The organism is Streptomyces sp. NPDC005576 (assembly GCF_042871745.1).
In the GTDB taxonomy this organism is placed as follows: domain Bacteria; phylum Actinomycetota; class Actinomycetes; order Streptomycetales; family Streptomycetaceae; genus Streptomyces.
This window is the reverse complement of the sequence record NZ_JBIAJC010000002.1, coordinates 74,619-99,988: the sequence shown is the minus strand read 5'-3', so window position 1 is coordinate 99,988 and position 25,370 is coordinate 74,619. Positions and strand designations below refer to the sequence as shown.

Below are 25,370 nucleotides of genomic sequence, written 5' to 3'. Positions count from 1 at the left end.
TCGGGGGCGCGCGGCCTCAGGGGGCGTGCGGGGTGCGCAACGCCCGGTCGATGAGGGTCAGGACGATCAGCAGTACCCCGAGCCCGGCGGCGATCCATGCCATGAGGTGGAGGCCGGCGTCCGTGGCGGCCCGGCCGTAGGCGAGGGCGATCATGCTGGAGGCGGTGATCGCGCCGATGTACTGCGCGGTGCGCTGGAGCCCGGCGGCCGAGCCGATGGACTCGGCCGGGGAGAACTGGGCGACGGCCGCCTGGTTGCTCGTACCGATCAGCCCCTGCGGGACGCCGAAGCAGGCGCCCGCGAGCAGCAGCAGGACGAGCGGGGAGCTCCCGGAGAGGAAGCCCAGCAGCACGGCACCCGCGGCGAGCAGCAGGCAGGCCAGCGTGAGCGGCCCCCGGATGCCCTTCGTACGCGCCCCGAGGAGCGAGCAGGCCAGGGCGGCGACGGACATCGGGAGCATCAGCAGCCCGGTCTCGCCGGAGGAGAACCCGCGGACCTCCTCCAGCCACTGCGTCAGTCCGTACATCACGCAGTAGACGAGCAGGTAGCCGAGGCCGTGCCGCAGGTAGGTACGGGTGAGCGGGCCGTTGGAGACGAGCGCCCGCAGGTCGATGAAGGGGGTGGCCGTCCGCAGCTGCCACCGGACCAGCGCGGCACCGACCACCGCGAAGGGCAGCAGCAGCCACCACTGCGGGTGGGCCAGGTCGAGCAGGAAGAAGGCGAGCAGCGTGAGGGCGGTGGAGAAGAGCCCGATGCCCAGCGGGTCGATGGCGGTTTTCGGCCGGCTGCCGTCCTCGGCGCGCGCACGGGGCCGGTCGGCCGGGATCCACCGGATCGCGGTGACGAGCGCGATCAGCGCGACGGGCACGTTGACCGCGAAGATGCCCCGCCAGCCGACGAGCATCACCAGCACCCCACCCAGCGTCGGGCCGACAGCGGTGCTGCCGACCGCGGCGAACGAGAGCCGTGCGAGGACCGGGCGCGGTGGCGTACGGCCGACCCGCAGGCCCTCGTGGCGGAGGATCGACATCGAGGCCGGGTAGGCGGCGGCGCTGCCGATGCCCAGCAGCAGCCGGGAGACGAGCAGCCAGGTGAAGGAGAGGGCGAAGGCGCCGACCAGTCCGGAGACCAGGACCACGACGAGCCCGGCGACGAAGACCCGGCGCGGGCCGACGGAGTCGGCGAGCTTGCCGAGCACCGGCTGCGCGACGGCGCTGGTGAGGTAGAGGACGGAGATCAGCCAGGCAGTACCGGCCGCGCCCACGGAGTAGCTGTGCCCGATCGCGACCAGGGCGGTCGAGATCATGGTGGTGTTGAGCGGGTTGACCAGCGAGCCGATCAGCAGGGGCGCCGTGAGCCGGGCGCCGAAGCCGGGGGTCCCGGCATCCGGGGCCGGGGGCGCGGTGCCCTTGACCGGGGCGGCGGGACCGTGGGTTCCGGTCGCCGCCGCGGGTAGGGCCGGCGGGGTCGTGGCCTGCGCGCCGCGCGCGGCGCTCACCGCTCGACCAGCCGGCCGAGGAGTGTGACCGCCTCCGCGACGGCCTGCCGTTCCGCCTCGTCCCACTCCGCGGTGAGCGCCTCGGTCAGCCAGTCGTGCTTGGCCGCCCGGAGCCCGGCGAGGGTGGCCCGGCCGGCGTCGTTGACCGAGACCAGCGACTTCCGCCCGTCCTCGGGGTCGGGGGCCCGGTCGACCAGTGCCTGGCTCTCCAGCGCGGCGAGCGTCAGCCGCATGGACTGCGGACGTACGTACTCCGCCCGTGCGAGGGCCGCCGTGGTGGCGGGTCCGTCGCTCTCCAGCCGGGCCAGGACCGACCGCTGCGACGGGGTGAGCAGGCTCTCCGCGGACTCGGTGCGCAACTTGCGGAGCAACCGGCCCACGACCGCCGCGAGCCGCACGGCCAGCACGTCCGGAGCGGAGTCGTCCGCGGGGGGCATGGCGGGCCGGGCGGCTGGGTTTTCGGTCGTATCGGGCATATGTGCACGGTAGAAGATGGGTAGAGCATCTTGCAAGTTTGCCTGTCGAAATGGATCTCGGCGATCCGGCCTTCGCCGGCCTCCCGCCCCATCGCCTCGTGGGGACCCGCGCAGCCCATGGAGGGCCGCCGCGGCGGGTGCCATGATCACACCGTCGGCCGGACGACCATGAGGTTCTCCGTAGGCATACCGACCGTCGCGCTCGCCCTGTTCATCGGCGCCTCCGGAGCGGCCGCGATCGCCCGGGGCTGGGTACTCCCCTTCCACCGGGGGACGGGTCCACCGCGTACACCTCTACGGCTGGGGCCGGCTCGTGGTGGCCGTCGCCCTGCTCACCCGGGGCACGGTCCTGCTGATCCGGGGCGGCAGTACGTTCGGGAACACTCCGTCGGTGAGCCTGCTCTCCAGCCTGTTGCTCCTGACCGGCCTCCTCGTGAGGGGCGCGGGCCATGCCTTGCGCGGCAGCCGTCGGACCGGGTGACGCCCGCGGCGCGGGTACTGCACACGCCCCCGTCCCCCGACCGGCCCCGCGGGCCTCGTGCCCGGCGGCCCGTCCCATGCTCGGGTCGCGGGGTGCGAAACCTGGTCATAGCCTCCTGGATGTGACGCCTCTTCCGAGTCGTATCCGCAGCTCCCGGCCCTGCCGGGCGCTGCTCGGCGTGCTGTTCGCGGCCTGCTGGCTGGCCGCAGGGACCGCGGCTCCGGCGCGGGCCGACAACCCCGTCACGCTCTCCCGCGACGGGCAGATCACCGACCGCACCGGCGCGCTCGGGGACCGTACCGGGGAGGTGGAGGCGGCCCTCGACTCACTCTTCGACAAGCGGCGGGTGCAGCTCTTCGTCGTCTACGTACGCGACTTCTCCGGCCGCTCCTCGCAGAACTGGGCCGACGAGACCGCCGACCGCAACGGTCTGGGCCAGGACGACGTGCTGCTGGCCGTCGCCACCCACGACCGGCAGTACGCGTACTCCGTGGACGAGGGGTCCCGGCTCACCGACACGCAGCTGAGGGAGGTGGCGAGCACCGCCATCGTGCCGGCGCTGCGGGTGAACGACTGGGCGGGAGCGGCGATCGGTGCGGCGAACGGGTACGCGGCCGTGCTCGCGGACGAGCCGGTGCCCTCCCCCTCCCTCTCCCCCGGCACGGCCGATCCCGGGTCGAGCGGGTCGGGCGGTACGGACGCCGGTGACTTCCTGCTTCCCGCGGTCCTGCTCGTCGCCGTGCTCCTCGTCGCGGCCTACGCCTTCTCCCGGCGCAAGCGGCGCGCGCGGGCCCGTACGACACCGGCCGCCGCCGGCTGGGGCACCGGGGCGCCGGGCGCCCAGGCGCCCGCCGAGCCAGCGGCCCCGCTGCCCGAGCTGGACGCCCGGGCCAAGGAGCTGCTGGTGGACACGGACGACGCGGTGCGCACCAGCGAGGAGGAACTCGGCTTCGCCACGGCCCAGTTCGGCGAGGAGGCGGCGGCACCCTTCGCCGCGGCGGTGACACGTGCCAAGAGTGAGCTGACCGCGTCGTTCCGGCTGCGCCAGCAACTGGACGACGCGATCCCGGAGGACGAGCCGGCCCAGCGCCGGATGCTGGAGGAGATCATCAGCCGCTGCACCGCGGCCGACGAGCAGCTCGACGCGGTGTCGGCCGACTTCGACCGGCTGCGGGCTCTGGAACAGAACGCCCCGCAGGCGCTGGCGGAGGTGGAGGCGACCTTCCGCGGCCTCGCCGGCCGCACCGCGACGGCGGCATCGACGCTGGAGGCGCTGCGCACCCGGTACGCGCCGTCGGCCGCCGCCCCCGTCGCGGACGACGTCGAACAGGCCAAGGAGCGGCTGCTCTTCGCCACCTCCACCCTCAACCAGGCCCGCCAGGCGGTGGACGGTGGCGACAACGCGCAGGCCGCCGTGTTCGTACGGGCGGCGGAGAGCGCGGTGCGCCAGGCGGCCACTCTGGTGGACGCCGTCGAGCGGCGGGCTGCCGAGGTCGAGGAGGCGGCGTCCCGCATCCCGGCCGCCCTCAACGAGATGGAGACGGATCTCGCCGACGCGCACGGGCTGCTGCGAGGCACCGCGCAGGGCGTGTCCACGGCCGACCTCCAAGGGCGGATCGGCCGGGCGGAGGCGGTGCTGAGGGACGTGCGCGGCGAGGTGGCGGCCGGACCGTACGACCCGATCGACGCGCTGCGCCGGCTGGAGGAGGCGGACGCGGTCCTGGACGAGTCGCTGGCCGGGGCCCGCGAACGGGACCAGGGCAACGCCCGGGCCCGTCCGCTGCTGGACCAGGCGATGCTGACCGCCCGCTCCGCGATCTCGGCCGCCGCCGACTACATCACCACGCACCGGGGCGCGGTCGGCAGCCAGGCCCGTACCCGGCTCGCGGAGGCCCAGCGCCACGCGGAGCAGGCCGGGCAGCTGGCCGCCGGCGGCGACCCGCAGCGCGCGCTCGCCGAAGCACAGCGCGCCGACGCGCTGGCCGGCCAGGCCCAGGCCCTGGCCGAGCAGGACGTACGCGCCTTCGACAGCCGCTCCGGGCCGGGTGGCGGGATGCGGGGCGGGGGCGGCGGCATGGGCGGGGCGGTGCTGGGCGGCATCCTCCTCGGCGGAATCCTCGGAGGCGGCGGGCGGGGCGGTGGCCGCGGGTTCGGAGGGGGGCTCGGCGGTGGCGGCGGGTTCGGCGGTGGTGGATTCGGCGGCGCGGGGCCCGGCAGCTTCGGTGGCGGGGGAACGCGCGGCCGCAGAGGCGGCGGTGGCCGCTTCTGACCACCCTCGCACCGCCCCGCACCACCCCCGCACCGCCTCTGGACCACCCCCCGCGCGCCCACAGCCGCGCCGCCCACCCGTCCGACCGTTCCCACTCCATGAGAGGAGCTCCCATGTCGAAGCAGACGATTCTCGGCCGAGTCACCCAGCTCGCGAAGGCCAACATCAACGCGCTCATCGATCAGGCCGAGGACCCGCAGAAGATGCTGGACCAGCTGATCCGCGACTACACCGACAACATTGCGGAGGCCGAGCAGGCGGTCGCCGCCACCATCGGCAACCTGCGGCTGATGGAGCAGGACCACGCGGAGGACGTGGCGGCGGCGAAGGAGTGGGGCGGCAAGGCGCTCGCCGCCAGCCGCAAGGCGGACGAGCTGCGGGCCGCCGGCGCGGCGGCGGAGGCTGACAAGTTCGACAACCTCGCGAAGGTCGCCCTGGGCCGCCAGCTCCAGTCGGAGAAGGAGGCGCGGACGGCCGAGCCGACGATCGCCTCGCAGACCGAGGTGGTCGACAAGCTCAGGGCGGGGCTCGACCGGATGAAGGCGAAGCTCGGGGAGCTGAAGGCGAAGCGGGACGAACTGGTGGCCCGTGCCACGTCCGCGCAGGCCCAGAACCGGATGATGGACGCGGTGAAGTCCACCGACGTGCTGGACCCGACCAGCGAGCTGAACCGTTTCGAGGAGAAGGTACGCCGCGAGGAGGCGAAGGCGGTGGGCAAGCAGGAGCTGGCCGCCTCCTCGCTCGACGCGCAGTTCGAGCAGCTGGACTCCCTGGGCGACAGCGCGGAGGTCGAGGCGCGTCTCGCCGCGCTGAAGACCCCCTCCTGAGGGCGGGCGGGGCAGCAGACGCTCCCACCCCGCCCCTTTCCGCCGGTTCGTCCCTCGCGTTCCTCGTGTAAGTACGTGCCTGGCCGCGCGCCGGCCCTAGTACATGCTGAGCAGCTGTTCCACCGAGAGTTCGGCGGCGGGCTGCCCGTCCGGCAGGGCCAGCTCGAACCAGACGGTCTTGCCGAGAGGGGTGCGCCGTGACCCCCAGGCAGCACTGAGCAGCCCGACGAGTTGCAGCCCCCGGCCGCCCTCGTCGGTGTCGCGGGCACGGCGGCGGCGCGGCTGGACGAGGCCGGCGTCCCAGACCTCGCAGACCAGGGTGCGGTCGCGCAGCAGCCGGAGCCGGATCTCGCCCTCTCCGTAGCGAAGGGCGTTGGTGACGAGTTCGCTGACCAGGAGTTCGGTGGTGTCCACCAGGTCGTCCAGGTTCCACTCGGTCAGCCGGTGGCGGGCCAGTTCGCGGGCCCTGCCGACCGAACGCGGCTCCCGGGGCAGTGTCCAGTCGCCGACCGCTTCCTCGGGCAGCCCCTGGATGCGGGCCATCAGCAACGCGATGTCGTCCTCGCCGTGCCGGGTGTCCAGGGCGGTCAGCACGTGGTCGCAGGCAGCCTCCAGCCGCATCCGGGGTCCGGTGAGGGCGGTACGGAGCGCCTCGAGACCTTCGTCCAGTGGATGGTTGCGCGACTCCACGAGGCCGTCCGTGTAAAGGGTGAGCAGGGAGCCCTCGGCGAGCTCGACCACCACTTCCTCGAAGGGTTCGCCGCCGACGCCGAGCGGCATCCCCGGCGGTACGTCGAGGAGCCGGGCCTCCTGGCCGGGTTCGACGACGGCCGGCGGCAGATGGCCGGCGTTGGCGAAGGTGCAGCGCCGGGTGACCGGGTCGTAGACCGCGTAGACGCAGGTCGCGAGGTAGACCTCGGAGAGGTCCGCCTCGCGGGACTTCTGGAGGGCGCGGGAAGGCCACTGGGTGCCCCCGCCCTCGGGCCGGTCGCCGCCGCCGGGGGTGCCGAGGCCGCGGGCGACCTCGTCCAGCGCGGAGAGCACCTCGGCGGGCTCCAGGTCCAGCAGGGCGAGAGTCCTCACCGCGGTGCGGAGTTCGCCCATGGCGACGGCGGCGCGCAGCCCGCGCCCCATGACGTCGCCGACGACCAGCGCCGTGCGGTGTCCGGGCAGTTCGATGACGTCGAACCAGTCGCCGCCGACCTCGGTGGCCGCGTTGCCGGGGAGGTAGCGACAGGCGATGTCCAGGCCCGCCGCCTCGGGGGCGCCCGGCGGGAGCAGGCTGCGCTGGAGGATCAGGGCGCGTTCGTGCTCGCGGCGGTAGAGGCGTGCGTTGTCGATGCAGACGGCGGCGCGTGCGGCCAGTTCGCCGGCCAGGTCCCGGTCGCGTTCGCCGAAGGGTTCGCTGCCCTTGGCGCGGGAGAAGCGGACGAGCCCGACCACGGTGTCGTGGGCGACCATCGGCACAGCGAGCGTGGACCGGACGAACCCGAGGCCGTCACCGGGCGCCTCGTGGACGCGCCCGGTGCGCAGGGCGGTGGCGCCGGCGGAGGCGTGCGGGTACCGGTGGACGGCTCCGAGGGCGGGCTCTCCCGCGTCCGGCCCGGCCCGGCCCGTCGGCCGCTCGTCGGCCGCCCGATCGCCCGACCGCGCGCCCGGCACCTGTGCGCCCGGTTGCCCGGGCACCCGGGGGTGGGCGTCGGAGACCGCGCTGGCCTGGGCGACCCGGCGCAGTTCGGGCGAGGCCGCACCGGGCTCGGCCGCGGGGCCGCCGGCGGGCGGGGCCTCGGCGCCGGTGAGCACGGCGGGGAAGAGGTCGACGGTGGCGAGGTCGCAGAAGCCGGGAACGGCGACGTCGAGCAGCTCGCGGGCGGTGGTCTCCAGGTCGAGGGAGTTGCCGATGCGGGCGCTGGCCTCGTTGAGCAGCCGGAGATTGCGCCGGGCACTGGCTGCCTCGCGGGCGGCGATGTGCCGGCTGGTGACGTCGGTGGCGAGTCCGGCGACGCCGGTGGGCCGTCCCGATCCGGTGTGCACCCGGTAGAGGTTCATCGACCAGTGGCGTCGGTCGGTGTCGCCGGGGACCGTCCCGATGAGCCGGAGGTCGGTGACGGACTCCCCGGTGGCCAGCACACGCTTCAGGGTCTCCGTCAGACGGTCGGCCTCGGGGCGGGACAGATAGTCCTCGGCCCGGCGCCCCCGGTGGTCGGCGGCCATGCCGCCGAACACGGTGGCGAATCGTTCGTTCGCACGGACCACGGAGAGGTCCTTGCCGAACAGTACGAACCCGAAGGGGGATTGGCCGAAAATCGCCTGCGAGGCTGCGAGGTCCGTCTCGATGCCACGCAGCGCGCGCACGTCCACCACGATGCAGAGTGCGGTCCGCTCCCCGGCGGCCGTCACGCTGGGCATGACGTAGACCTCGGCGAGCCCGCGTACCTCGCGCTCGCCGGGTACCCGGAACGGGACGAGGCCCGTCCACTCCTTGCCGTCCAGGATCTCGCGGATCTGCCGGTGCCCGCTGCGGCGCAGCTCGGGAGGCATGAATGCCTCCACGGGATCACGGCCGATCACCTCGTGCGGGCCCATGCCGAAGAGATCGGCGGCCCTTCCGCTCCATTGCTCGATCAGGCCGTCCGGGCCGATCGAGAAGGAGGCAACCCTGATGTACTCGTATATCGAGCCAGGCGGGCTGCTCTGCCACACGATGTCGCCCGCTGTCCCAGGTATCTCGCTCACGCGACCGTCCCCTCCAGCTCACACACCGGACCGGTCATGTGCGCAGTATTCAGCACTACGGCCACTCCCGACACGGCGTTCACGATCACAGCAAGGTCTCAGTCCTTCTCGTCGGCGGCCCCGACCTCAGGTGATCGCTGTGCTCCCCCTCCACTCCTAACCAGACAGAGGCAGCTCGAACCACACCGTCTTGCCACTCTTTCCTTTACGGGTCCCCCACCGGCGTGCGGAACAGGCCACCAGTTGGAGCCCCCGGCCGCCCTCGTCGTCCGGGCCGGCCCTGCGCCGGGTGGGAAGTTCCGGAAGCGGATCGGACACTTCCACCAGCAGGCCGTGACCGTCGGCCGTGGCGTCCGGAACGTCCGCGGGGGTGTCACCGGGCCGTACGAGGCGGACCCCGATGGGGCCGGTGGCGTGCCGGAGCGAGTTGGTCACCAGCTCGCTGACGAGGAGCACCGTGATGTCGATGACCGGCGGACCGAGCTCCCAGGCGCGGAGCGTCTCGCGCACCGCGTTCCGCGCGCCCCGCACGGAGCCCGGCTCAGCGGGGAAGGACCACTCGGCGCTGCCGCCTTCGGTATCGATCACGCCGATCACTTCCCGGGGCCGACAGCGGATTCATCACGCGAGGGGTCAACATTGACATACCCGGCATACCCGGCCTGTCCGACATACCCAGGATTCGCTACGACCTACCACGGATCGTGACCCATGGGTCGTACGGGTGCATGGGGTCGTCCTCCAGCCCGCTCGCCGCCGCGGCTCAGGCCAGCACGCCGGCCGCGTGGAGATCGTCGAAGAGCACCTGGTCGACCGGGGCGACGAGCGGCCGGTCGGCGTAGGTGAACCAGGCCACCTCGTCGATCTCGTTGCTCGCGACCACAGTGCCCTCGTGGTCCCCGTAGTAGCAGCTCATCCGGACCACCACGCCGTCCGCGTGCCCGTGCGCCTGCGCCTCGTAGACACCCGCGTGCACGACGGTCGCCGGATCGAGGGTCACCGCCAGCTCCTCCTCGACCTCCCGCAGCAGGGTCTGGAGGTCGCTCTCCCCCGCTTCCCGTTTGCCGCCGGGGATGTAGAAGACGTCCTTCCCCTTCGACCGCGCGCAGAGAATCCTGCCGCTCTCCACTCGTACCCACGCCACCGTGTCGATCAGGGCCGGCATCGCTCCGCCTTCGTTCCCCGGCCTGGCGATCAGGCCGGTCAGGGCGGACCTTACCTCCGCGCGCAGGCGCGTTCCGAGCCCGGGGGCGCACACCGGTTCGGGCGTGCAGGCTGCGCACGCCGGGCGTCGACGGCATGTCCGCGGCACCGTCGGGGCGTACGACGGCGGCCGGGCACCCCCTGGTCAGGGAGGGCGCCCGGCCGCCGGGGACGCGGGTCGTTCAGGGGCGGGCGGTCTCACCCGCGCGTTCGACCCAGTAGAGCTGCTGGTGCTCCCGGGTGTCGAACCCGTCCGCGACCTTCTGCGCCTCTTCCTGCGTGGCGTAGCGGCCGACACGGTACGTACTGCCGTTGATGTCCTGCCGTATCACCAGCCACGGGAGGACAGTCGCGCTGTCACTCATCGTGCTCCTCCCGAGCATGCTGCCCCTCTCCCCACCGGTCTGCACATCTCATAGGACGATCCCCAGGAAATCGCTGTGCGCATATGCCGGAGCGTACGCCTGACCTTCACTCAGCGAATGCGTAATCGCACAAAGGGATACGGAACCGGCCATACACGGGGCGCATCCGTCCGGATGCGCCCCCGGAGGAGGGAACGGGACCCTACCGCGCCTCGCGGGAGTAGGTCACACCGGCCGCGAGCCCGGCCGTGCTGCCGGGACGGAACCGGCCGCCCGGACCGTGGGCAGCGGCATCAGCACCGGTCCGGCAGCGGGCGCCTTCCGGCAGGCATCACCGCAGGTGGCGTCCAGTGAGCAGCAGAGCGAACAGACGGGTCCCGCGTGGGCGGGGCAGTCGGCGATGTCCGGCAGCTCGTACGCCGTCTCGCAGACCGCACAGGTGTGGGTGGCGGTGATGTCCTCGACCACCACGTCCGGACCGTTCACCGGATTGGGCCGGGCCAGGTAGTACTTGCCCTTCGTCGCCCAGGCGATCAGCGGACAGAGCGTGACCGCGAGCCCTGCGGCGATGAAGGTCGAGAAGGCTTCCGGGTACTGACCGAAAAGGCCGAAAAATGCCAGGATCGAGACGGTCGAGGCGATCACCATCGCACCAAAGCCCGCCGGGTTCACCGCGTAGAGGTACGCCCGCTTGAACTCGATGTACGGCGGGCTGAGCCCGATCCGCTTGTTGATGACCAGGTCGGCGGCGACGGCGGCGATCCAGGCGATGCCGACGTTGGAGTAGAAGCCCAGCAGCTTGTTGAGGGCCGCGAACATGTTCATCTCCATCAGCGTGAGCGCGATGGCGAGGTTGAGGAAGATGTACCAGACCCGGCCGGGGTGCCGGTGGGTGAGACGGGAGAAGAAGTTCGACCAGGAGAGCGAGCCGCTGTAGGCGTTCGTCACGTTGATCTTCACCTGCGACACGAGGACGAAGACCGCCGCGGCCGGCAGGGCGAAGCCACCGAGCCAGGGCTTGAGCGCCTCGATCTGCGGGGCGATCGGCTCCAGCGCGTGCGTGGTGCCGACCGCCTCCAGCGCGACGAAGGCGAGGAACGCGCCGCCGAGCTGCTTGGCGGCGCCGATGATCACCCAGCCGGGTCCGGCGGCGAGCACCGCGAGGTTCCAGCGCCGTCTGTTCGCCTCGGTCTTGGCGGGCATGAAGCGCAGGTAGTCCGCCTGCTCGCCGATCTGCGCGATCAGTGAGAGCGCCACCCCGGTGCCGAGACCGAACCCGAGCCAGGAGAAGCCCGCACCGGCCCCCTCCGTACCGCCGAAGGAACTGAACGAGCCCCAGGCGTCCGGGGCCTCGAAGGCGAGCACCAGAAACGGCAGGATCATGCCGATGATCCAGACGGGCTGGGTCCACGCCTGCACCTTGGCCAGCGCGCCCATGCCCCGGAACACGATCGGGATCACGATCAGCGTGGTGAGCAGATAGCCGAGCTGGACCGGGAGCCCGATCGCCTGGTGCATGGCCTGCGCCATGATCGAACCTTCGAGCGCGAAGAAGATGAAGGTGAACGACGCGTAGATGAGCGAGGTCAGCGTCGAGCCGAAGTAGCCGAAGCCGGCGCCCCGGGTGATCAGATCCATGTCCAGCCCGTACTTCGCGCAGGCCCGGGCGATGGGGATGCCGGTGAGGAAGATGATCGCGGCGGCGGTCAGGATCGACGCGAAACCACTGGTGAAGCCGTAGGTGAAGACGATCGACGCGCCGATCGCGAAATCCGCGAGGTAGGCGATGCCCCCGAGCGCCGTACCCGCGACCGTCCCGGGCGACCAACGGCGGAAGGAGTGCGGGGCGTAACGCAGCGAATAATCCTCGCGGCTCTCGTCGGCGGCCAGCGCCGCGTAACTGCGGGCCGGCCCACCGGAGCCGGACGCGCCCTCGGCGGGCCGGGGCGCGTCCTGCTGCGACTCCGGGAGCGGCGACGAGGGGTGCGGGGTCTCGGCCGTGGTGGGTGGTGCGATGTCCGTCATGGGCTTCCCGTCCGTCGGTCCGTTGGTGCGGCGACGGACCGGAAGGTAGGAGCCGGACATGACGGGCCGCGGTCGCGGGGCATTGCCCGGGGGTTACGGCAGGTGACGGGGGGTTAAGTCTGTGTCACCTCCGGCGGACGCGCATCACCGCACACCGGTCGACCGCCCGCGACGGGACGCGTCGCGGGCGGGGACGGGCCGGGGACGGGGACGGGCCGGGGACGGGGAATGGGACGGGGGAATGGGACGGGGACGGGCGGTCGGCGGGCTGCGCGGCTGGTCGGACCGCGCGGCTGGTCGGACGGATCGGGCCGGTGAGGGCCGTTCGGGTCGGTCGGGCCGATCGGGTCGGTCGGGCTGGTCGGGGCGGTCGGGCGGTCTGGGCGGGCGGGTCGGGCGGGCGGGTCGGGCGACTACCTGACCGGCAGGTGGTAGGCGACGCGGTAGCGGTCGGCAGGGACGACCACGTCGGCGGTCTCGACCGCCTGTCCGCCCGCGTAGTAGGTGCGCGCGATGACCATGACCACATGACCCGGCACCCCGCCGAGGTCGCCGAGTTCGTCCGCCAGCCCCGGCCGGGCGCCGACCTCCTCGGTCACGTTGTCCACCACGATGTCGATCGCCGCCATGCGGTCGACCACCCCGCAGCCGCCCAGCGGACCCTCCTCGGGGAGCATCACCGGGGTCCGTCCGGTGACCGAGAGCGGCTCCCAGGAGGTCGAGAGCATCATCGGCTCACCCGCGTCCCGGAAGACGTACCGGGTGCGCATCACCCGCTCCCCCGGCTGGATACCGAGGCGCGCGGCGACCTCGGGACCGGCCTCCTCCTGCTCGCTCCTCGACTCCCAGGTGCCGCGCACGCCCTCCGCGCTCTGCTCCTGACGGAACGGGCTGGCCCCGATCTGCGGGCGGTAACCGGACCGGGCGATCCTGCGGGGCACCGGACGCGCCCGCACGTACGTACCGGAGCCGGAACGCCCCTCCACCAGCCCCTCGGCCATGAGGACCTTGCGTGCCTCCAGCGCGACGGTGTCCGAGACGCCGTACTCCTCGCGGATGCGCGCCTGGGACGGCAGACGGGTATGGGGCGGCAGCGCACCCTTGACGATCTTCTCCCGCAGATCGCTCGCCACGCGCAGATAGGCAGGCTGCTCACCGAAAGTCACTGGCCACTCCCAACACGTTGACAGACCGCTACAGAGTCGCAACCGTGAGTGGCACAAAACAAGCACTGGCCAGAGTTTCACTCGAAGTGGTGATTCAGGTGTTCCCGCCGCATGACCCGGACGCCATCACCACAGCTCTTCCCGCAGGTCTCTGCCCACTTCACGCCCCCCGCAAGCCCCGCGAAGAGCACCAAGTGACACGTGCCTCCGTGCCGCCCGCCGCCCGGACGGGAGGGCCCGGGTCCGCGACCGCCGTGTGCGGGGAGTGTGCGCGGGGCGGAGAGCCGACCGACGCCACGCGCGCGACGGAGCGCCTCGGTGGACCCGGCGAAGCCGGCGGGGATCGCGGAGCTGAGGGGCGCGGCGGGAGGGCGGCGGCCCCGGGCGGCCTGCCCCGGTCGGCGTCCGGCTGCCCCCGGGGCCGGTCCGTGCGCCGGTCCGTCCGCCGGGTCGTAGCGCGGGGCGGGTGCTGGGAGGATGGTTCCCATGGACATCCGGCGCAGGAACAACATCACTGTCACCGGCAACCCGCAGGGCCCGGTGGTGGTGCTCGCCCACGGCTTCGGGTGCGACCAGAACCTGTGGCGCCTGACCGTTCCGGCGCTGGTCGACACGTACCGGGTGGTGCTGTTCGACTACGTCGGCTCGGGCGGTTCCGACCTCTCCGCCTGGAGCGAGGAGCGCTACTCGTCACTGGACGGCTACGCGAGCGACGTGGTGGACGTCTGCGAGGAGCTGGATCTCGATCGGGCGGTGTTCGTGGGGCACTCGGTCAGCGCCATGATCGGGGTACTGGCCGCGAAGGCGGCGCCCGACCGGATCGGAGCGCTGGTGCTGGTCACCCCCTCCCCGCGGTACGTCGACGACGTCGACTACCGGGGCGGCTTCAGCGCGGAGGACATCGACGAGTTGCTGGCCTCGCTGGAGCTGAACTATCTGGGCTGGTCCTCCGCGATGGCCCCGGCGATCATGGGCAACCCGGAGCGGCCCGAACTGGGTGACGAGCTGACCCGCAGTTTCTGCGCCACCGATCCGGACATGGCCCGCGTCTTCGCCCGCACGACGTTCCTCTCCGACAGCCGCGAGGACCTGGCGGGCGTGACGGTACCGACGCTGGTGCTGGACTGCACCCAGGACATGATCGCGCCTCCGGAGGTCGGCGCCTACGTGCACCGGGCCATCCCCGGCTCCAAGCTCGTCACCCTCGACGCGACGGGCCACTGCCCCCAGCTGTCTGCGCCCTCGGCCACGAACGCGGCGATCACCGAGTTCCTGGCCGGCCTGGGATGACGGGCCCGGCCGGGCAGGCTCCCGACCCGCCTCCCGACCCACTTCCCAGCACGGAGGCCGCCTCCGGTTCCGGTTCCGGTTCCGGTTCCGGTTCCGGCTCCGGTTCCGGCTCCGGCTCCGGCTCCGCACATGCTCGCACCTCCGCCTCCGCCTCCGCCTACGAGGCGACGTTCGCCGCCCTGCTGGAGCCCAGCGCCGAGGAGCTGTACGAGAGCGCCCCGTGCGGATATCTGTCGACGCTGATGGACGGCACCATCGCGAAGATCAACCGCACACTGCTGGACTGGCTGGGCCTCCGGGGGGACGCGGTGGTGGGCCGGATGCGGTTCGTGGACCTGCTGACCGTCGGCGGCAGGCTCTACCACGAGACCCACTTCGCGCCCCTGCTGAGCATGCGGGGCGAGATCAGCGGCATCGCCCTCGACGTCAGGCGGACCGAACGGGCCGGCGGCGGCCGGATGCCGGTGCTCGTGTCGGGCGTGGTCAAGCACGACAGCACCGGCGAACCCCTGCTGATCCGCATCACGGTCTTCGACGCCCGGGACCGCCGCGCCTACGAGGAGGAACTCCTGCGCGCCCGCAGAGCGGCCGAGGAGGCCACCCGGCGCGCCCAGTCCGACCGCACCAGGCTCCAGGACGCCCTCGCCGTACTCCAGCAGGCGCTGCTCCCCGACACCCTGCCACCGGTCCCCTGCATGGAGGCCGCCGCGCACTACCACACCGCCTCCCCCGACCGGCTCGGCGGCGACTTCTACGACGTCTTCCCCGTCGACGGCACCCGCTTCGCCTTCTTCCTCGGCGACGTGTGCGGCAAGGGCCCCCAGGCCGCCGCGATCACCGCGCTGACCCGCCACACCCTGCGCGCCGCCGCCCTGCACGACCCGGACCCCGTATCGGCCCTCTCCACGCTCAACACGGTGCTGTACGAGCGCTACTCGGGCGGCCTCGACCCCCGCTACTGCACCGCCGTCTTCGGCGTACTCGAACCCGACCCCGCCAACGGACAGGTCTCCGTCCACCTCGCCTCGGGCGGCCACCCCCCGGCACTCGTCCTGCGCGCCGACGGCCGCGCCGACTTCCTCCCCACCCCGGGCGGCCTCGTCGTCGGCATCCTGCCCGACCCGCCCTTCGTCACGGCCGACACCCGCCTCGGCCCCGGCGACACCCTCCTGCTCTACACCGACGGCCTCACCGAGGCCCGTACCGGCCAGGACTGCACCGGCCTGTTCGGGGACGACGCGCTGCGCGACTTCGCCGCGGGCCAGGCGGGCAGGCCCGTCCACGCCCTCATCGAGGCCCTGACCGGCCTCCTGAAGAGCTTCGGCGAGGGCCTCAACGACGACACGGCACTGCTCGCGCTGGGCGTGCCGGCTCCGGGCGCCCCGGGCCCGAGCGCGGCGGCATCCGCCTGAGCCGAACCGGGGCACCGCGCCCCGGGCCGCCGGCCGCACCGAGGCGTCAGTGGGGGGTGCTTGCATGGCGCCATGGACACCGTGCACGAGATCGCCGCCCGCCTTCCGGATCCCGCCGAACTCCGCTGCCACCTGAACGCGTTGGCCGTGCTGGACGCCACGATCGGTGGCGATCCCCGGTTCTGCCACTACGCCTTCAATGCCGCCTGGGGCCCGGGCGAGGAGGCGGCCCTGATGGACGACGGTTCGGGGAACGACTTCTCCGTCCTCTTCACGTCGGCCGGCGTACTCATACGCGGGTTCGACCACGAGTCGAAGATGAGCCCGTACGCGAACGGCGACGAGCAGGTCTGGCCCGGCGTCATCGACGAGGTGCCCGCCGCGCTGCGCCCGCTCCTGGACGAACCCGCCTTCCGCGACGAGGACCGCGACATCCCGTCCGTCACCGCCTGCCTGTGGCGGACGACCGGCGACTCGCAGTGGCGCACCGGCTCGTCCATCGACTTCCCGCCCGGCAGCGAGGACCCGGACGGCTCCGGCCGGCTCTTCCGCCTGCTCACCGACCGCTCCCCCGAGGCCGTCCAGGACCACTTCGAGGACTACTACGAGCGCCCCGTCCCCCTCGACGCCGTGCGCCACGTCCTCGCCGGCCGTCCCCTCACCGCGACGGTCATCACCGCCCTCAACCCGGACGCCCTCTCGGAGGACGCGCTCCTCCGCAGGATCGCCGCGCATCCGGAGGCCGTCTCCCACCTGTCCTGCGACGGAGAGTTCGACCTCGCGCGCACCGACCCGGTCGAGTCGATCGCCCTGCCCAACGGCCTTCCCGTCACCCCGGTCGCCGGCTGCAACGCGGGTGGCACCCACTACCTCTGCGGCCCGGCCTCCCCCGGCGCCCCTCGCCCCGTCCTCCACACCGACTCGGAAGGCCGCGCGTCCCTCATCGCCGAGTCCCTGGCCGAGGCCCTGACCCTCGTCCTCGTCCTTCCGTCCTGGCACGACGCCCTGGCCGGCTTCCGGCCTCCGGCCCTCGGCTCCGACCACCTCGACGACCACCCCGACCACCCGGAGGTCCGCGACCGCCTCCTCGGCGCCCTCGGGCTTCCGCGGGCCACCGAGCAGGAGGTTCTCGAACGCCTCCTGGCCGTTGCCGCCCGTACGGTCTCCGAGGGCTTCCTGCCAAGGGTTCCCGGTGAGGAGGACTCCGCCTTCGGGCCGATGCTCGAAGACCTCGGCGGCTCCGGCAACCTCGGGGACCTCGGGGACCAGGACGATGCCGAGGTCCACCCGCCATCCGCCGGCGCCCGGTGAGGGCCGCCCCTCGTTCTCCCCCGGTGTGCGGTCCCGTACACCCACCACCGAGAGACCACTCACGGCCGAGTAGGCGGGTCGGCCACGGGGAAAGATCAGGGCTTCCGAACGGCACCACCGCTCGCCCACCGCAAGGAGCACCGATGCTTCCTGAAGTCCGCCCCCACGTGTCCGCCTCCCTCATGGGCCAGTTGGAACACCAACTGGCCCATACTCCGGACCTCGGAGCAGGCCATCTCGATGTGGAGCGCGTCGCCGGAATCGCAGTCGTCGCGGCCGCGCACTCCGGTGGCTACGCGGCCACCGGCCACCTCCTCGGACTGCTGGCCGCGCTCCCCGCTCCCACCGGGACCGGCGAACGCTTCTGGGCGGACCTGTGGAGGTCCTCGGGTACCGCCTACCTGCTGCCGGCGACCATCAAGGCGGACGTGCTGGAAGCCCTGGCGGGCAGAGGGACCGCTCTGGCACGGGACATCCTGTCCGCAGTCGACGAGATGACTCCGCCGCAGCGTGTCGCGGCCGGGAAGGTCATCGGCCAGGCCCTCGCCGAATCCGACCATCTCCCCGAGCTCAAGACACAGGTCACCGGAGAACTCTGGCTGCGGGATCTCGAACTCACCGCCTGGCACGTCCTGCACGCCGACCGGAGGGCGGACGATCCCCATGGCCGGAAGGCCTTCCTCGAAGCCTGGACGAACGTCTGAGAGTCCCGCGGCGCAGCACCGGCGCGCCTTCGACTTCTCGTGCTCGCCAGAAGGAGTCGTGTCGACGGGTGCCTTCTGCGGCGAGCACGAGAGCGGGAAGGAGGAGTCCGTCGACATCACAGTCGCGACGTGGCGGAGGCAGCTCGGGGCCCGGTCGGTGGTTCTCCTCATCACCGACTTCAACGGCAGCCTGATCGAGCATGTCGTCCACGGTGGGCCGGGTCCGGTACGGCACCGGTTCCACCCGCCGGGACGCCGACCACGGCGCCAACCTCTTGTCCGCCGCCCGCAGACACCCGCGTGCCGTCGGCGACACGACCTGAGCGCCGTCCTGCCCGGAACAGGCACCGCACGGAGCGGCCCTCTGGTCGGCGAATATAATCGGCCCCATGTCGAAGCCTGACGCGCTGCTTGTTGACGTTGCCGCCCTGGTGGAGTCCGGGCGCAGCAATCAGATGCCCGTGACCGTGGTCGCCGGTGGTGCCGTGATCACGGGCCGGCTGGCTCCCGAGGCCGTCTGGAGGCAGCGGGTGTCGGAGGTCCTGGCCGACTCGGCCCGTCTGAGCGGCTTTTCCGGGGTGTTCAGCTCTGCGGAAACCGAGGAGGGACCGCCCACTCATCTGCACTTCCACGTGGCCCGGATTCTGCAGGGCACGGTGGGCATCCCGGAGACGGGCGGCATGTACCGGGTGGCGATCGAGGACGTCAGCGCCTGGACGATGGGCGATTTCAGCTACTCCGACCACTGACCCACCACCGCGCCAAGAACACCGCGACACGCAGTGAGGGTCCGACCGGTGCACCCGGTCGGACCCTCACTGCTCGCTGCTGAATACCTCGCGCCTGCCGGTCGGTCAGGCTGCCTCAGGGGCGCCGAGCATCGCGGACGCGTGTTGCATCGGTGTGCGAACCGGCTGGAGCATGCCGGCTCGGGGCAGTTCGCGGCAGGTGAAGCCGAGCTGGCTCATGGCCCGCAGGACTTCGCCCGCACTGAAGTCACGGCGGTCCTGGCGTGTGACGACCTCGCCGACCTGTTTCACGGGGTAGGTGCGTCGACCGATGATCACGGTCTCGCCGGCAGCGTGCTCGGGCTTGACGCCCTTCATGGACTCCAGGACGCCGCTCCTGGTGAGGTCGAACGGGAAGCGGGCGATGACGCAGCGCATGGTGCCTCACAGGGAGAGGGGCGAAGAGGAGGTGGAGTGGTTCTGCCGCAGGGGAGACGGCTCCGCGGACAAGCACGAGAACGCCTGGGGCCAGCCGTGTCCGTCGACCGCGGGCGGGGCACCAACCGGTGCCGCGACCCGCGGTGTCCGCCCCCGCACGGCGCCGAAGGACCGCCGGGTCACGGGCGAGGTGAACGGCCCGCGGCCGGAGCACGGAACTCTCAGGCCGCCGCGTCGAAGGAGGACTGGCGCACGGTCACGCGCCGGGCGGCCGAGGCGGGGCTGCGCCGGCCGCGTGAGGACGCGCTGCGCTGACGCCGCTCGGTCACCGGGGCGGTGATCGTCACGGGGATGCCGGAGGGGGCTTGGGCGCCGGTGATCCGGCCGAGCGCCTCTTCGCCGGAGCGGACCTGGGTGGTCTGGGGCACGATGCCGGCGGCGATCATGAGGCGGGTCATGTCGCGGCGCTGGTTGGGCGTGACCAGGGTGACGACACTGCCGGACTCCCCTGCCCTCGCGGTACGGCCACCGCGGTGGAGGTAGTCCTTGTGATCGGTCGGCGGGTCGACGTTGACGACCAGGTCGAGGTTGTCGACGTGGATGCCGCGGGCCGCGACGTTCGTGGCCACGAGCACGGTGACGTGTCCGGACTTGAACTGGGTCAGGGTCCGGGTGCGCTGCGACTGCGCCTTCCCGCCGTGCAGTGCGGCAGCCCGCACCCCGCTGGCCAGCAGGTGTTCGGTGAGCTTGTCCACGGCCCGCTTGGTGTCCAGGAACATGATCACCCGGCCGTCGCGTGCCGCGATCTCCGTCGTCGTGCGGTGCTTGTCGGCGCCGTGGACGTGCAGCACGTGATGTTCCATCGTCGTGACCGCGCCCGCTGACGGGTCGACGGAGTGAACGACCGGGTCGGTGAGGTAGCGGCGGACCAACCGGTCGACGTTGCGGTCCAGGGTGGCGGAGAACAGCATGCGCTGCCCCTCCGGGCGGACCTGGTCCAGGAGCGCTGTGACCTGGGGCATGAAGCCCATGTCGGCCATCTGATCGGCCTCGTCCAGGACAGTGATCGCGACCTCGTTCAGCCGGCAGTCACCGCGGTCGATGAGGTCCTTGAGCCGGCCCGGAGTCGCCACGACCACCTCGGCGCCACTCCGCAGCGCGTTGGCCTGCCGTCCGATCGACATTCCGCCGACGACGGTGGCCAGGCGCAGCTTCACCGAGCGGGCGTAGGGGGTGAGCGCGTCGGTCACCTGCTGTGCGAGCTCACGGGTCGGCACGAGGACCAGCGCCAGCGGCTGACGGGGCTCGGCGCGCTGACCGGCGGTGCGGGCCAACAGCGCGAGGCCGAAAGCGAGAGTCTTGCCGGAGCCGGTGCGCCCGCGCCCCAGGGCATCACGGCCCGCAAGGGTGTTGGGCAGGGTCGCACCCTGAATCGGGAACGGAACGCTCACGCCCTGCGCGGTCAGCGCTGCCAGCAGCGGCTTCGGCAGATCGAGGTCGGCGAACGCCTCGACCGCGGGCAGCGCGGGAGTGACCGTCGTCGGCAGGGCGAACTCTCCCTGCACCGCCGCGGGGCGCCGACCCTGTCCGCCCGACCGGCTCGGGCCCCCTGAACGGCTCGGGGTTGATGAGCCGAAGCGGGCGCCCCGCCGCGAACCGGCGTCGGAGCCGGAAGCGAGGGAGTCGGTCCGGTTGCGGCTGGTGGAACGACTGTTCGTACGTGTGGGGTTCATCGAGAACCTTCCTTGATACACGGCGCGTACCAAGGAATTCCCGCAACGGAAAAGCAGTGCAGGGAATCACAGGAACGGGCCGAATGGGAATGCGAAAGAGAAACAGCTGCGTCGTGCAGATGCGTAGTGAATGCGGCGCGGGACGAAGGCGACGGGATGAGCCCGTCACCCGGGACGTGAATCCTGGACGTCGACCGCTCACAGCCCCGTAGAAGCACGGAGCCCGGAGAAGAAAATGCAGGTGGCGCTCAGGACGACCACCGCGGTACACATGTCCGTGGCTGGGGCCCGCATCCCGAGGGACGCGGGCCCCAGCCACGGAGTACGCGACAGCGTCAGGCCGGAACGATGTTCTCCGCCATCGGGCCCTTCTGTCCCAGCGCGATGTCGAAGATGACCTTCTGGCCCTCGATCAGTTCGCTGAAGCCACGGGTGGCGATGTTCGAGAAGTGGGCAAACACGTCAGCGCCGCCACCCTCCTGCTCGATGAAGCCGAAACCCTTGGCCGCGTTGAACCACTTCACAGTTCCTGATGCCACGTCATGTCTCCTTTGGGGATACGCCGGGATCCGCGATGCCAGGTACCCGGGTCGCCGCGATGATGCCCCGACCGGAAAATGACCGGCAATAAAAGCGCTTCCAGTGGCCGACATTTCGGCGGAGGCGCTTGAAGTTTTTGGGTACCGCAACTGCAACTGGGATCGACAGTAGCACGAAGTAACGGCCCGGGTACGGCGAATAATTTTCACTCTGCCGGGTGCAACACAAACACTCCCCGCATGGCACGGTAAATTCTTTCCTCACGGCCATAGATATTGCCCCGCCCGGAACGCATGGTTTCAGGAGGGGCGCTCTCCGTCCGCGGCCGGGAGAGCACTATTTCCCGGCGGTATCTTCCTGCCATCCGAAGCCACCACCAGCCAACACGCCGATTTCGCCCGAGTGGGAGCGGGTGGGCCGAGCGGGGTCGGCGCCCTCGGCCGTGGGGGCACTGCGGGCCCGCGCGGAATCACCAGGGTTCGACCCCAGAGGCTCACTGAATCTTGCGGCGTTGATCGCGGACGACGGGGACGATGTCAAGAGCGCGGACAGCGCGGTGGTGGGGTGGCTCGCCCGCCATGAGAACGAGATCGAGAAGGCGGTGGACATGATCGGCCCGCTCACCCGGGTCTCGGCGGCGGCGAACGACGAGGAAGTACCCGAGCTCTTCCGCCACCTGCTCGTCCCACCCGTGGACGCACGGAACGGAGCGACCGTCGGGGGTCCGCAGTGGGGCGGGGACGACCGCGGCGGGGGGGTTTCGACCGCGAGGAGGAAGTAGGGGTCTCGGACCGACTGCGGCTGTTGCTGACGGAGGCGGGCCTGGAGGCGGGCCTGAAGCCGGAAATGGACGGGTACCTGGTGCTCGCACACCGCGTCATGAGGTCCTTGAAAACGGAGGGCTGGACGAGGCCGCCGACGAGATCGCGGGGGCTTTTGGTCTGGCTTCCGGCGATGTCCGCGAGGACGAACCTTCGAACGAGGGGAACACCACCGGCCCCCATCCGCCCCGCTCCCCGGCCCCCGGAGGCCCACCGCTCACCGACCCGGACCTTGCCCCCGGAGCGAGCACGTTCACACCGAGGACGGCGGACGGCAGCGGAAACGCCGGGGACCGGGGCCAGGACTGGTGGGAGACCAGTGAAGCCAACACTTCGCATCCCCACTTCTGGGACTCGTCGCACAGCCCGCATCGACCCACCAGCCCCCGCCCGTGGAAGGAGGACGACGAGAGCGGGATCTGATCCGGTAGACACGGTCAGCTCGCCGAGGCCCGTGGCCGACGGCAGTCCTGCCGGCCACGGGCCGTAGACCCGTGGCCGGACCAGGTCCCTTGCGGTCAGGTCGAGAGAACGCCGCACGGACGCCTGCCGGCCGCGGATGCACCAGCCGCACCGTGCCGTCGTCGGTAATGCCACGCCGCCGGCCGGCACGGACCTTGACCGACTTGTGGCTTCTCCTCGGCGACGTCGACCACCGCCTTGCCCACCCGCTCCTGGGTGATCAGGTCCAGCACGCGACGACCGCGCGGGCGGCGAATTCGGCGCTCGCGCTGGTTTCCGTTCCAATGCCGCCGCTGGGTGCCTGTTCGCTCACTGCATGAGTCGGTCCGTACGGGAGCTATCGGCAGGCTGCCCGTTCCGGGTGTCGCCAGCGGCTGGAGTTTCCGCTGTAACGTCAGACGCTCTTTCGGCAGCAGCAGCGCTGCGGCGTTTGCTCCACTTGTCGTAGGCGACGGTCCCCGCGATGGAGGCGCTGGTGATGGCGCCGCCGATGATGATGCCCCGCCCGGTGTAGAAAGCGCGCAGCGCGGTGGGACCGCCGCGCTTGGCTGCTTCCTTGGCCAGTTCCGCGTAGGCCCACGCCATGGTGCTCCCCAATTCGTGCCGCTCACTCAAAGATGGATCAATGATCGCAGTGCGACACGTCGTGGGTGGGGTGTTCACGGACGTACGTCATCGGGTGCGGGAGCCTGGCACCGCCATTTTCCCTGCGACATCGTACGACCGTTGGTAGCATCGGCACCATGAGCGGTAGCAAGAAGTACTCCATCAGCCTGCCCGAGGATCTCGCCGAAGCCGCGCGCGCCCACGTCGGACCCGGCGGTTTCTCCGCCTACGTCGCCGAAGCTCTCGAACAGCGGATCGCCATGGACAAGCTCCGGGAGATCGTCGCCAACTTCGAGACCGACAACGAAGCCCTCACCCGCGAGGAGGTCGAGGCCGCCCGTGCGCTGCTGCGCCACGACCACCGGCGGGTCGGCGGGGCCGCTGCCTGATGCCCGGCACCCTCCTGCTCGACAGCGAAGGCCTCTCGAAGCTCTACCGCAAGGACCGCACCGTCGCGGCTCTGGTCCAAGCAGCGTCTGAGGAGGGCGTCCGTGTCGCCACCAGCGCCATGACCACTCTTGAGGCCGACTACGAGCGCATCCACCCCGCACGCATCAGGTGGGTCCTTTCCCGCGTCGACGTCCATGACGTCACCAAGGAGATCACCGACCAAGCCGCCGCCCTTCTGCGCACCCACCGTCTCCACGGCCACAAGTACGCCATCGACGCCGCCTTCGCTGTCATCGCCCGCACCTCGCCCCGGCCGGTCACCGTCCTGACCTCCGACCCCGAGGACCTGACGCTCCTGTGCGGGCCTACCGTAGAGGTCGTCAAGGTCTGAACACCGGCCGCGGTCGCACCGCACAGACCCGCCTCCAACGACTCAGAGGCATGGACTCCACACGAACAGAGACCTGCCTGGACCGCCAGCAGGCGTACTGGGCAGGTCTCCTGACGAAGCGTTAGACGTTGAAGCGGAACTCCACGACGTCCCCGTCCTGCATGACGTACTCCTTGCCCTCCATGCGGGCCTTGCCCTTCGCGCGGGCTTCGGCGACGGAGCCGGTCTCGACCAGGTCGGCGAAGGAGATGATCTCGGCCTTGATGAAGCCCTTCTGGAAGTCGGTGTGGATCACACCGGCCGCCTCGGGGGCCGTGGCGCCCTTCTTGATCGTCCAGGCGCGGGTCTCCTTGGGGCCTGCCGTGAGGTAGGTCTGGAGGCCCAGCGTGGCGAAGCCGACGCGGCCGAGGGTGGCGAGACCGGGCTCTTCCTGGCCCATGGACTGGAGGAGCTCCAGTGCCTCGTCGTCGTCGAGCTCGATGAGCTCGGACTCGATCTTGGCGTTGAGGAAGATGGCCTCGGCCGGGGCGACCAGGGCGCGCTGCTCGTTCTTGAAGTCCTCGTCGACCAGTTCGTCCTCGTCGACGTTGAAGACGTAGAGGAACGGCTTGGTGGTGAGGAGGTGCAGCTCGTGGAGGAGGCGGCCCTTCTCCGTGGCGGCGGTGATGCCGGCGGCGAAGAGGGTCTGGCCGGCTTCCAGGATCTTCTGGGCCTCCTCGACCGCGGCCAGGACGGCGACCTTCTCCTTCTGGAGGCGGGACTCCTTGGTGAGGCGCGGGACGGCCTTCTCGACGGACTGGAGGTCGGCGAGGATCAGCTCGGTGTTGATCGTCTCGATGTCGTCCTTGGGCGAGACCTTGCCGTCGACGTGGACGACGTTCTCGTCCTTGAAGGCGCGGATGACCTGGCAGATCGCGTCGGACTCACGGATGTTCGCGAGGAACTTGTTGCCCAGGCCCTCGCCCTCGCTCGCGCCGCGCACGATCCCGGCGATGTCCACGAAGTCGACCGTGGCAGGGAGGATCTTCTGCGAGTTGAAGATCCCCGCGAGCACGTTCAGCCGGGGGTCGGGCACGCCGACCACGCCGACGTTCGGCTCGATGGTGGCGAACGGGTAGTTGGCCGCCAGTACGTCGTTCTTGGTCAGGGCGTTGAACAGGGTCGACTTGCCGACATTCGGCAGACCGACGATTCCGATCGTGAGCGACACGTTGGCGACTTCCTGGAGTGAGGACGGGGTGGGGGCGGGGCACAGGGGCGGAGCGTGCCGGGCCGGGCCCGGCAGCGGACCGATTCTCCAGTTTACGGGCGGGGCAGGCCGTGCCGTCACGGGTCCGGCGGAGGGCCGGCTGCGCGCCGGGAGGGGCGGGGTGCTCACCCGTGGGTTCCAGGAGTCGTCGTCGGGAGCACCGAACAGGGTCCTCATTCGGCCGTGTGACGTCGAACGCAGCCCCAAGCTCGGCCAAAGCGCGTGTTCAATGCCTGATTCACCCGGTTC

General features: G+C 71.4%; 25 protein-coding genes. 12 read left to right on the top strand and 13 right to left on the bottom strand.

Annotated elements, in window-relative coordinates; all coding sequences use genetic code 11:
* Window positions 1-16: 16 nt before the first annotated feature.
* Together ACFYPN_RS03745 and ACFYPN_RS03740 are read right to left on the bottom strand one after the other, a co-directional pair.
* A complete protein-coding gene (locus ACFYPN_RS03745; RefSeq protein ID WP_389296619.1) occupies window positions 17-1,498 on the bottom strand; it encodes an MFS transporter in 1,482 nt (493 codons plus the stop codon).
* Window positions 1,495-1,974: a MarR family winged helix-turn-helix transcriptional regulator gene (locus tag ACFYPN_RS03740; protein WP_389296618.1), complete on the bottom strand. Its 480-nt coding sequence runs from the start codon at window positions 1,972-1,974 to the stop codon at window positions 1,495-1,497. Before ACFYPN_RS03740 ends, ACFYPN_RS03745 begins: the two co-directional genes overlap by 4 nt.
* A 313-nt stretch (window positions 1,975-2,287) precedes the next feature.
* On the opposite strand from ACFYPN_RS03740, the gene ACFYPN_RS03735 reads away from it, so the two are divergent.
* From ACFYPN_RS03735 to ACFYPN_RS03725, 3 genes are all read left to right on the top strand, one after another.
* Window positions 2,288-2,455 carry a hypothetical protein gene (locus tag ACFYPN_RS03735; RefSeq protein ID WP_389296617.1) on the top strand — a complete coding sequence of 56 codons (168 nt, stop codon included), beginning with the start codon at window positions 2,288-2,290 and terminating at the stop codon, window positions 2,453-2,455.
* Window positions 2,456-2,576: 121 nt separating this feature from the next.
* Window positions 2,577-4,724, top strand: a complete 2,148-nt coding sequence (locus tag ACFYPN_RS03730) for a TPM domain-containing protein (RefSeq protein WP_389296616.1) — start codon at window positions 2,577-2,579, stop codon at window positions 4,722-4,724.
* Window positions 4,725-4,837: 113 nt separating this feature from the next.
* Window positions 4,838-5,551, top strand: a complete 714-nt coding sequence (locus ACFYPN_RS03725) for a PspA/IM30 family protein (protein WP_358761292.1) — start codon at window positions 4,838-4,840, stop codon at window positions 5,549-5,551.
* 96 nt (window positions 5,552-5,647) lie between these two features.
* Here the strand turns inward: ACFYPN_RS03725 and ACFYPN_RS03720 are convergent, their stop codons facing one another.
* The 6 genes from ACFYPN_RS03720 to ACFYPN_RS03695 all read right to left on the bottom strand — a co-directional run bounded on the left by ACFYPN_RS03720 (window position 5,648) and on the right by ACFYPN_RS03695 (window position 13,046).
* Window positions 5,648-8,254: a SpoIIE family protein phosphatase gene (locus ACFYPN_RS03720; RefSeq protein WP_358761306.1), complete on the bottom strand. Its 2,607-nt coding sequence runs from the start codon at window positions 8,252-8,254 to the stop codon at window positions 5,648-5,650.
* A 189-nt stretch (window positions 8,255-8,443) separates the two neighbouring features.
* Window positions 8,444-8,884: an ATP-binding protein gene (locus tag ACFYPN_RS03715; RefSeq protein ID WP_358761291.1), complete on the bottom strand. Its 441-nt coding sequence runs from the start codon at window positions 8,882-8,884 to the stop codon at window positions 8,444-8,446.
* 166 nt (window positions 8,885-9,050) lie between these two features.
* Window positions 9,051-9,452, bottom strand: a complete 402-nt coding sequence (locus ACFYPN_RS03710) for an NUDIX domain-containing protein (RefSeq protein ID WP_358761290.1) — start codon at window positions 9,450-9,452, stop codon at window positions 9,051-9,053.
* 220 nt (window positions 9,453-9,672) lie between these two features.
* Window positions 9,673-9,873, bottom strand: a complete 201-nt coding sequence (locus ACFYPN_RS03705) for an SPOR domain-containing protein (RefSeq protein ID WP_358761289.1) — start codon at window positions 9,871-9,873, stop codon at window positions 9,673-9,675.
* A 207-nt stretch (window positions 9,874-10,080) separates the two neighbouring features.
* Window positions 10,081-11,880, bottom strand: a complete 1,800-nt coding sequence (locus ACFYPN_RS03700) for a purine-cytosine permease family protein (protein WP_389296615.1) — start codon at window positions 11,878-11,880, stop codon at window positions 10,081-10,083.
* Between the two features lie 413 nt (window positions 11,881-12,293).
* Window positions 12,294-13,046, bottom strand: coding sequence for a GntR family transcriptional regulator (locus ACFYPN_RS03695; protein WP_358761287.1), 753 nt, complete (start codon window positions 13,044-13,046; stop codon window positions 12,294-12,296).
* A gap of 486 nt (window positions 13,047-13,532) precedes the next feature.
* Here ACFYPN_RS03695 and ACFYPN_RS03690 point away from each other — a divergent pair, with 486 nt between their 5' ends.
* The 6 genes from ACFYPN_RS03690 (at window position 13,533) to ACFYPN_RS03665 (ending at window position 18,512) form a co-directional block, all read left to right on the top strand.
* The gene (locus ACFYPN_RS03690) at window positions 13,533-14,336 is read left to right on the top strand and encodes an alpha/beta hydrolase (RefSeq protein ID WP_358761286.1); all 804 of its coding nucleotides are present in this window, start codon (window positions 13,533-13,535) and stop codon (window positions 14,334-14,336) included.
* Window positions 14,333-15,748, top strand: coding sequence for a PP2C family protein-serine/threonine phosphatase (locus tag ACFYPN_RS03685; protein ID WP_389296614.1), 1,416 nt, complete (start codon window positions 14,333-14,335; stop codon window positions 15,746-15,748). The genes ACFYPN_RS03690 and ACFYPN_RS03685 overlap by 4 nt, the downstream gene beginning before the upstream one ends.
* 72 nt (window positions 15,749-15,820) lie before the next feature.
* A complete protein-coding gene (locus ACFYPN_RS03680) occupies window positions 15,821-17,059 on the top strand; it encodes a hypothetical protein (RefSeq protein WP_389296613.1) in 1,239 nt (412 codons plus the stop codon).
* A 143-nt stretch (window positions 17,060-17,202) separates the two neighbouring features.
* Complete coding sequence (locus tag ACFYPN_RS03675; protein ID WP_358761283.1) at window positions 17,203-17,763, top strand: hypothetical protein; 561 nt, start codon at window positions 17,203-17,205, stop codon at window positions 17,761-17,763.
* Between the two features lie 200 nt (window positions 17,764-17,963).
* Window positions 17,964-18,086, top strand: a complete 123-nt coding sequence (locus ACFYPN_RS03670; RefSeq protein ID WP_389296612.1) for a hypothetical protein — start codon at window positions 17,964-17,966, stop codon at window positions 18,084-18,086.
* Window positions 18,087-18,152: 66 nt separating this feature from the next.
* Window positions 18,153-18,512, top strand: coding sequence for a hypothetical protein (locus tag ACFYPN_RS03665; protein ID WP_358761281.1), 360 nt, complete (start codon window positions 18,153-18,155; stop codon window positions 18,510-18,512).
* A 105-nt stretch (window positions 18,513-18,617) separates the two neighbouring features.
* Here ACFYPN_RS03665 and ACFYPN_RS03660 read toward each other — a convergent pair whose 3' ends face one another.
* The 3 genes from ACFYPN_RS03660 to ACFYPN_RS03650 all read right to left on the bottom strand — a co-directional run bounded on the left by ACFYPN_RS03660 (window position 18,618) and on the right by ACFYPN_RS03650 (window position 21,201).
* The gene (locus tag ACFYPN_RS03660; protein WP_358761280.1) at window positions 18,618-18,929 is read right to left on the bottom strand and encodes an SCO5918 family protein; all 312 of its coding nucleotides are present in this window, start codon (window positions 18,927-18,929) and stop codon (window positions 18,618-18,620) included.
* Between the two features lie 221 nt (window positions 18,930-19,150).
* Window positions 19,151-20,662: a DEAD/DEAH box helicase gene (locus tag ACFYPN_RS03655; protein WP_389296611.1), complete on the bottom strand. Its 1,512-nt coding sequence runs from the start codon at window positions 20,660-20,662 to the stop codon at window positions 19,151-19,153.
* A 335-nt stretch (window positions 20,663-20,997) separates the two neighbouring features.
* Window positions 20,998-21,201, bottom strand: coding sequence for a cold-shock protein (locus tag ACFYPN_RS03650; RefSeq protein ID WP_358761278.1), 204 nt, complete (start codon window positions 21,199-21,201; stop codon window positions 20,998-21,000).
* 512 nt (window positions 21,202-21,713) lie between these two features.
* Between ACFYPN_RS03650 and ACFYPN_RS03645 the strand changes: the two genes are divergently transcribed.
* Window positions 21,714-21,983, top strand: coding sequence for a hypothetical protein (locus ACFYPN_RS03645; RefSeq protein WP_358761277.1), 270 nt, complete (start codon window positions 21,714-21,716; stop codon window positions 21,981-21,983).
* A gap of 811 nt (window positions 21,984-22,794) precedes the next feature.
* On the opposite strand, the gene ACFYPN_RS03640 is transcribed toward ACFYPN_RS03645, so the two are convergent.
* Window positions 22,795-23,070 (bottom strand): hypothetical protein, encoded by a 276-nt coding sequence (locus ACFYPN_RS03640; RefSeq protein ID WP_389296610.1) that lies wholly within the window; start codon window positions 23,068-23,070, stop codon window positions 22,795-22,797.
* A 158-nt stretch (window positions 23,071-23,228) separates the two neighbouring features.
* On the opposite strand from ACFYPN_RS03640, the gene ACFYPN_RS03635 reads away from it, so the two are divergent.
* Complete coding sequence (locus ACFYPN_RS03635) at window positions 23,229-23,480, top strand: hypothetical protein (protein ID WP_358761275.1); 252 nt, start codon at window positions 23,229-23,231, stop codon at window positions 23,478-23,480.
* Complete coding sequence (locus ACFYPN_RS03630) at window positions 23,480-23,872, top strand: DNA-binding protein (protein ID WP_358761274.1); 393 nt, start codon at window positions 23,480-23,482, stop codon at window positions 23,870-23,872. Before ACFYPN_RS03635 ends, ACFYPN_RS03630 begins: the two co-directional genes overlap by 1 nt.
* A 121-nt stretch (window positions 23,873-23,993) precedes the next feature.
* Here the strand turns inward: ACFYPN_RS03630 and ychF are convergent, their stop codons facing one another.
* Window positions 23,994-25,082, bottom strand: a complete 1,089-nt coding sequence (gene ychF, locus ACFYPN_RS03625; RefSeq protein ID WP_389296609.1) for a redox-regulated ATPase YchF — start codon at window positions 25,080-25,082, stop codon at window positions 23,994-23,996.
* Window positions 25,083-25,370 lie beyond the last annotated feature (288 nt).

Coding starts and splice junctions, on each gene's coding strand:
- ACFYPN_RS03740 (WP_389296618.1), bottom strand. CDS start 1,974: ATGCCCGATACGACCGAAAACCCAGCCGCCCGGCCCGCCATGCCCCCC.
- ACFYPN_RS03725 (WP_358761292.1), top strand. CDS start 4,838: ATGTCGAAGCAGACGATTCTCGGCCGAGTCACCCAGCTCGCGAAGGCC.
- ACFYPN_RS03710 (WP_358761290.1), bottom strand. CDS start 9,452: ATGCCGGCCCTGATCGACACGGTGGCGTGGGTACGAGTGGAGAGCGGC.
- ACFYPN_RS03705 (WP_358761289.1), bottom strand. CDS start 9,873: ATGCTCGGGAGGAGCACGATGAGTGACAGCGCGACTGTCCTCCCGTGG.
- ACFYPN_RS03700 (WP_389296615.1), bottom strand. CDS start 11,880: ATGACGGACATCGCACCACCCACCACGGCCGAGACCCCGCACCCCTCG.
- ACFYPN_RS03690 (WP_358761286.1), top strand. CDS start 13,533: ATGGACATCCGGCGCAGGAACAACATCACTGTCACCGGCAACCCGCAG.
- ACFYPN_RS03685 (WP_389296614.1), top strand. CDS start 14,333: ATGACGGGCCCGGCCGGGCAGGCTCCCGACCCGCCTCCCGACCCACTT.
- ACFYPN_RS03680 (WP_389296613.1), top strand. CDS start 15,821: ATGGACACCGTGCACGAGATCGCCGCCCGCCTTCCGGATCCCGCCGAA.
- ACFYPN_RS03675 (WP_358761283.1), top strand. CDS start 17,203: ATGCTTCCTGAAGTCCGCCCCCACGTGTCCGCCTCCCTCATGGGCCAG.
- ACFYPN_RS03670 (WP_389296612.1), top strand. CDS start 17,964: ATGTCGTCCACGGTGGGCCGGGTCCGGTACGGCACCGGTTCCACCCGC.
- ACFYPN_RS03665 (WP_358761281.1), top strand. CDS start 18,153: ATGTCGAAGCCTGACGCGCTGCTTGTTGACGTTGCCGCCCTGGTGGAG.
- ACFYPN_RS03660 (WP_358761280.1), bottom strand. CDS start 18,929: ATGCGCTGCGTCATCGCCCGCTTCCCGTTCGACCTCACCAGGAGCGGC.
- ACFYPN_RS03655 (WP_389296611.1), bottom strand. CDS start 20,662: ATGAACCCCACACGTACGAACAGTCGTTCCACCAGCCGCAACCGGACC.
- ACFYPN_RS03640 (WP_389296610.1), bottom strand. CDS start 23,070: ATGGCGTGGGCCTACGCGGAACTGGCCAAGGAAGCAGCCAAGCGCGGC.
- ACFYPN_RS03635 (WP_358761275.1), top strand. CDS start 23,229: ATGAGCGGTAGCAAGAAGTACTCCATCAGCCTGCCCGAGGATCTCGCC.
- ACFYPN_RS03630 (WP_358761274.1), top strand. CDS start 23,480: ATGCCCGGCACCCTCCTGCTCGACAGCGAAGGCCTCTCGAAGCTCTAC.